7 protein-coding genes and 1 tRNA gene are annotated in these 5,572 nt (G+C 75.4%); 4 read left to right on the top strand and 4 right to left on the bottom strand.

Annotation, left to right across the window (positions count from 1 at the left end):
* The 3 genes from HGA02_RS09115 to HGA02_RS09105 all read right to left on the bottom strand — a co-directional run.
* Positions 1–567 (bottom strand): MFS transporter (locus tag HGA02_RS09115; protein WP_168678741.1); only part of this gene is annotated, 567 nt, incomplete at its 3' end.
* A gap of 33 nt (positions 568–600) precedes the next feature.
* Complete coding sequence (locus HGA02_RS09110; protein WP_124344215.1) at positions 601–1,125, bottom strand: MarR family winged helix-turn-helix transcriptional regulator; 525 nt, start codon at positions 1,123–1,125, stop codon at positions 601–603.
* A 53-nt stretch (positions 1,126–1,178) separates the two neighbouring features.
* Positions 1,179–1,790 (bottom strand): TetR/AcrR family transcriptional regulator, encoded by a 612-nt coding sequence (locus HGA02_RS09105; protein ID WP_162351089.1) that lies wholly within the window; start codon positions 1,788–1,790, stop codon positions 1,179–1,181.
* 126 nt (positions 1,791–1,916) lie between these two features.
* Between HGA02_RS09105 and HGA02_RS09100 the strand changes: the two genes are divergently transcribed.
* Positions 1,917–1,988, top strand: a tRNA-Gln gene (locus tag HGA02_RS09100).
* Positions 1,989–2,032: 44 nt separating this feature from the next.
* On the opposite strand, the gene HGA02_RS09095 is transcribed toward HGA02_RS09100, so the two are convergent.
* Complete coding sequence (locus tag HGA02_RS09095; protein ID WP_168678740.1) at positions 2,033–2,491, bottom strand: hypothetical protein; 459 nt, start codon at positions 2,489–2,491, stop codon at positions 2,033–2,035.
* Positions 2,492–2,750: 259 nt separating this feature from the next.
* Here HGA02_RS09095 and HGA02_RS09085 point away from each other — a divergent pair, with 259 nt between their 5' ends.
* The 3 genes from HGA02_RS09085 (at position 2,751) to HGA02_RS09075 (ending at position 5,513) form a co-directional block, all read left to right on the top strand.
* Entirely contained in the window at positions 2,751–3,839 is a 1,089-nt protein-coding gene (locus HGA02_RS09085) for a putative PEP-binding protein (protein ID WP_210728359.1), read from the top strand.
* An 88-nt stretch (positions 3,840–3,927) separates the two neighbouring features.
* Positions 3,928–4,311, top strand: a complete 384-nt coding sequence (locus HGA02_RS09080) for a globin (protein ID WP_162351570.1) — start codon at positions 3,928–3,930, stop codon at positions 4,309–4,311.
* A gap of 329 nt (positions 4,312–4,640) precedes the next feature.
* Positions 4,641–5,513, top strand: coding sequence for an acyl-CoA thioesterase (locus tag HGA02_RS09075; protein WP_168678739.1), 873 nt, complete (start codon positions 4,641–4,643; stop codon positions 5,511–5,513).
* The last annotated feature ends 59 nt before the right edge of the window (positions 5,514–5,572 follow it).

Here is a 5,572-nt window from a genome sequence, read left to right as displayed (position 1 = left end):
GTACGCGCGCCGCCACACCACGAGCCCCACGACCGCCAGGCCGCCCCACGACGCGAGCGCCCAGCGCCACCCGACGAGCGACGCGAGCGGCTCGGTCAGGGTCGTCGTCAGCACGCTGCCCGCGTTGAGCGCCGCGGTGTACAGCCCCGTCGCGCGGGGGACCGCCGACGGGAAGTCGCGGCCGATCACGACCGGCACCGCGACGTTCCCCGCGGTGATCGCGACCCCGATGAGCACCGTCCCGACGAGCGCGGTGCCGAACCCGTCGACGGACCGCAGGACCGTCCCGACCAGCACCGTCACGAGCGACGCGGTCACGACGCGCGTCGTGCCCTGCCGTGCGAGCAGCACGGCCACGAGGGGCGTCGCGAGCGCGAAGCACAGCACCGGCACCCCGGTGAGCAGCCCGACGCCGGCCGCGGACAGGCCCAGGTCCGCCTGGACGTCGTCGACGACGGGCGCGAGCGCGGTGATCGGTGCGCGCAGGTTGAGCGCGTACAGCAGGACCGCGGCGAGCAGGAGCCCGCGCGCACCGTCCGCGGCAGCCCGCCGAGCCGCCGCCGTCATGCCCTCGGGGCCGGTCGGGCCGCCGTCATGCCCTCACGACGCGTCGAACGGTGCCACGACCTCACGCAGCAGGTCCGCGAGCCGCTGCCGGTCCGCCTCGTCGAGCTCGCCGAGCAGCCCGCGCTCGACGTCCAGCAGGTCCGCGAACGCGGCGTCGACCCGCGTCCGGCCTGCCTCCGTGAGCTGCACCAGCACGCCGCGGCGGTCGTCCGGCGACGGCTGCCGCTCGACCAGGCCGTGCTCGACGAGCCGGTCGATGCGGTTGGTCATGGTGCCGCTCGTCACGAGCGTCTGCGTGAGCAGCGCGCCGGGCGAGAGGCGGTAGGGGGCGCCCGCGCGCCGCAGCGCCGACAGGACGTCGAACTCCCACGTCTCGAGGTCGTGCCGCGCGAAGGCCCCGCGGCGGGCGAGGTCGAGGTGGCGGGCCAAGCGGCTCACGCGCGAGAGGACGGTCAGCGGGCGCACGTCGAGGTCCGGCCGCTCGCGCTCCCACGCGAGCACGATCCGGTCGACCTCGTCCTGCGCCCCCGGGTCGTCGGGCGCCGTCCCCGGCGTCATGAGCGCGAGATTACTCGACGTCGACACAACCGGACCGGGACCCGGGCGTGTCGTCACGCGACCGGCTCGGTGTTCCGCGTGAGCTCCGGGCGCCGCTCGAGCCCGGCCAGCCCGTTCCACGCGAGGTTGACGAGGTGCGCCGCGACCTCGGCCTTGCGCGGGCGGCGCGCGTCGAGCCACCACTGGCCCGTCAGCGCGACCATCCCGACCAGCATCTGCGCGTAGATCGGCGCGGTGCGCGGGTCGAGGCCCTGACCGCGGAACTGGTCGGCCAGCAGGTGCTCGACCTGCGTCGCGACGTCGCCGATGAGGCTCGAGAACGTGCCCGTGGCCTGGGCCACGGGGGAGTCGCGCACGAGGATCCGGAAGCCGTCCTCCGACGCCTCGATGTAGCTGAGCAGGGCCAGCGCGGTCCGCTCGACCAGCACCTTCGGGTGGCCGCCGCCCTCCAGGGCGCCCGTGAGCGCACCGGTCAGGGCCTGGATCTCCCGGTCGACGACGACCGCGTAGATGCCCTCCTTGCCCCCGAAGTGCTCGTACACGACCGGCTTGGAGACCTCCGCGCGCGACGCGATCTCCTCGATGCTGGTCCCGTCGAAGCCCTTCTCGGCGAACAGCCGGCGGGAGACGTCGAGCAGCTGCGCACGACGTTCGGTCCCCGTCATGCGCGAGCGGGGCGCTCGCCTCGTCTCCGCAGCCACGGGGAACATCATGCCGTGTGCGCGCGCCGGGCCGGCCGTGGTCCGCCCCGCGGTCCCTGGCAGACTGTCGCCCCGACGGCACGGCGCCGGTCCGCCCTGGTGTAACGGCAGCACGCAGGCCTTTGGAGCCTTGCGGTCCAGGTTCGAATCCTGGGGGCGGAGCAGGTCGCGCCGACGACGTGCCGCGCCGGCCCCTCGGCGCCCGCTCAGTCGCGACGCTCGAACTCGACCCGGGTCCCGGGACGGTCCGGGTCCGGCTGCAGGGAGACGCGGTCCGTGCCGGCGACCCAGAGCTGGGCGCCGGCCGTGCGGGTCGTGGCGCCGTCGACGTCGTCGATCGTCAGGTAGACGACGTCGCTCCCGCTGATCTCGAGCAGCTCCCACCGCCCCGTGAGGTCGACCTCGCCGGGCGCGTCGGCGCCGTCGATCGCCGCGAGCGGGACCGCGGTCGCCTCGAACGTCCCGTCGTCCGCGAGGCGCACCGAGCCGTCCGTCGTGGTGCCGACGAACTCCCCGACCAGCGCGGCCGCGTCGACGTCCTCCGTGCACGCGGTCACGACCGCGAGCGACGCGAGCGTGCCCACCGCCGCGAGCACGCGCGGCGCGGTGCCCGACCGCCGCCCGCCGTCGTGGTGCGCAGGTCGGTCCGTGTCCGTGCAGCCCACCGTGCACCCCTCTTGTCGTGACGTCGCGTGACCGAGGACCGTTCCTACCGCACGACGGCACCGCGCGTCGGGCGTTCCGGCGAGCGGGTGCGTGCCGGCGGGACGGGCCGTCGGGACGCCCCGGACGCGGCGGTAGAGTGCAGGTGCCCACGGTCCCGCCGCCCGGAGTGCTTCCGGGCAGACCCGCGAGGAGCACCCTCAGGTGACGTTCCCCCGCCCGGCTGCCGTCGTCGTCCTCGCCGCTGGTGAGGGAACGCGGATGCGCTCGGCAACCCCCAAGGTCCTGCACACCCTCGCCGGCCGGAGCATGCTCGGCCACGCGCTCGCCACGGCCCGCGCGCTCGACCCCGGTCGGGTCGTCGTCGTGGTGCGCCACGGTCGCGAGGCCGTCGCGGCGCACGTCGCCGAGGTCGACCCGCAGGCGCTGCTCGCGGACCAGGACGACATCCCCGGCACGGGCCGCGCCGTCCAGGTCGCGATGTCGGCGCTCGACGCCGCCGCGCAGGGCGCCGAGGGCGTCGGGCTGTTCCGCACCGAGTTCGTGTTCCTCGACCACGACGAGGCCCCCGGTCTGGACGAGCAGGTCGCCGCCTACCGGCAGGTCCTCGCCGCGTTCCCCGGGCGCAAGGTCGTCGTCCGCACGCTCGACGCGGGCGCCGACAAGCCGCTGCCCTTCCTCGCCGGCGACGCCGAGGCCAACCCGGCGCTCGGCGTGCGGGGCCTGCGCACGTCCGTCGCGCACCCCGAGGTCCTCGACGACCAGCTCACCGCGATCGCGCGTGCGGCCGCGGCCGAGTCCGCGACGGTGTGGGTCATGGCCCCGATGGTCGCGACCGTCGACGAGGCCCAGGACTTCGTCGCCGCGTGCGCCCGGCACGGGCTGGACACCGCCGGCGTCATGGTGGAGGTACCGAGCGCCGCGCTGCTCGCCGGCCCGATCCTCGCGCACGCGTCGTTCGCGAGCATCGGCACCAACGACCTCACGCAGTACACGATGGCCGCCGACCGCGTGCTCGGTGCCGTCGCGCACCTGTCCTACGCGTGGCAGCCCGCCGTGCTCCAGCTCGTCGCGGCGACGTGCCGCGGCGGGGCGCAGCAAGGCCGGCCCGTCGGCGTCTGCGGCGAGGCCGCCGCGGTGCCCGCGCTCGCCGTCGTGCTCATCGGGCTCGGGGTCACGTCGCTGTCGATGACGCCCCGCGCGCTCCCCGACGTCGCCGCCGTGCTCGCCGCCACACCGCTCGACGAGTGCCGCCGCCTCGCGACCCTCGCGCTCGCCGCGTCGACCGCGACCGACGCGCAGGAGGTCGTCCGGGCGGGCCTGCCGGTGCTCGCGGAGCTCGGGCTCTGAGGCGCGTGCACGACCCGGTCTCCCCGTCCGGGGCGAGGTGACCGACACCTCGTCCTGACGCCCGCGCGTGCGTGTGAGGATGGTCGGTGTGAGACCCGACTCGTTCTACGCGGCCGTCGGCGGGCACGACACGTTCGTGCGGCTCGTCGACGAGTTCTACCGCGGCGTCGCCGACGACCCCGTGCTGCGCGCGATGTACCCCGAGGAGGACCTCGGCCCCGCCGCCGAGCGGCTGACGATGTTCCTCGAGCAGTACTGGGGCGGTCCGACGACCTACGGCGAGCAGCGCGGCCACCCGCGCCTGCGCATGCGGCACGCCCCGTTCAAGGTGAACCCCGACGCGCGCGACCGCTGGCTGCGCCACATGCGCGCCGCGGTCGACACCCTCGACCTGGCGCCCCTGCACAAGGCCGAGCTGTGGGACTACCTGGAGCGCGCGGCGCACTCGCTGCTCAACACCTTCGAGGACTGAGGCGGAGCGCAGCGAAGGGTGCGGGCCGCGCCAGCGGCACGCGCCCGCAGCGGAGCGCAGCCTCAGTCCGACCACAGGAACCGGAACTGAGGCGGAGCGCAGCGAAGGGTGCGGGCCGCGCCAGCGGCACGCGCCCGCAGCGGAGCGCAGCCTCAGTCCGACCACAGGAACCGGAACTGAGGCGGAGCGCAGCGAAGGGTGCGGGCCGCGCCAGCGGCACGCGCCCGCAGCGGAGCGCAGCCTCAGTCCGACCGACAGCACCGAGGAGTAGCGCGGCTCACTCGCCGCTGGACAGCGCTTCGAGGAGCAGCCGTGGCACGCTTCGGAGCATGAGCGACGCGCCCGTCTCCCCCACCGCCGCCGTCCTGGACGCGCTGGCCCTGACGCCGGACCCGACGGTCCCGGACCAGTTCTCCGGGCACAGCCTCCCCCAGCCCAACGGGCGGGTGTTCGGCGGGCAGGTGCTCGCGCAGGCGCTGCTCGCCGCAGGTCGCACGGTCGACCCCGACCGGCTGCCGCACTCGCTGCACGGGTACTTCCTCCGCGCGGGCGTCGTGACGGAGCCGATCTCGTTCGCGGTCGAGCGGCTCCGCGACGGCCGGTCGTTCACGGCCCGCCGGACGCACGCGCTGCAGGGCGGCGCCCCGATCCTGTCGCTCATCGCGTCGTTCCAGACCGAGCAGGACGGTGTCGACTACGCGGACGAGATGCCGGACGGTGTCCCGGCACCGGAGGACGTGCCGTCGGCGCTCGACCTGCTCGGGACGATCGACCACCCGGCGGCGAAGTTCTGGGCGCAGGAGTCGGCGTTCGACGTGCGGCACGTCGACGGCTCGATCTACCTGGGCCGCGCCGCCGAGGTCACGGGTCGTCAGCAGGTGTGGTTCCGCGCGCGCGACCCGCTGCCGGACGACCGGCTGCTGCACCGCGCGCTGCTCGCGTACGCGTGCGACCAGGTCATGCTCGAGCCCGTGCTGCGCCGGTCGGGACGCTCGTGGGTGACCCCCGGCATGTCGATCGCGAGCCTGGACCACGCGATGTGGTGGCACCGGGACGCGCGCGTCGACGACTGGCTCCTGTACGTGCAGACGTCGCCGAGCGCGCAGGGCGGGCGCGGGCTCGGGGCGGCGCGGGTGTTCACGCGCGACGGGACGCTCGTCGCGTCCATCGCGCAGGAGGGCATGGTCCGCTTCCCGGACTGAGCCCGCGGGCGACGAGCCCGGGGGCGTGCTGCGCCGACCGGGCACGCGACGGCCGCTCG

Source organism: Cellulomonas septica (assembly GCF_012396155.1).
Lineage (GTDB): Bacteria > Actinomycetota > Actinomycetes > Actinomycetales > Cellulomonadaceae > Cellulomonas > Cellulomonas septica.
Note: the sequence above shows the minus strand (reverse complement) of the source record. Positions and strands in the feature narration are given on the sequence as shown.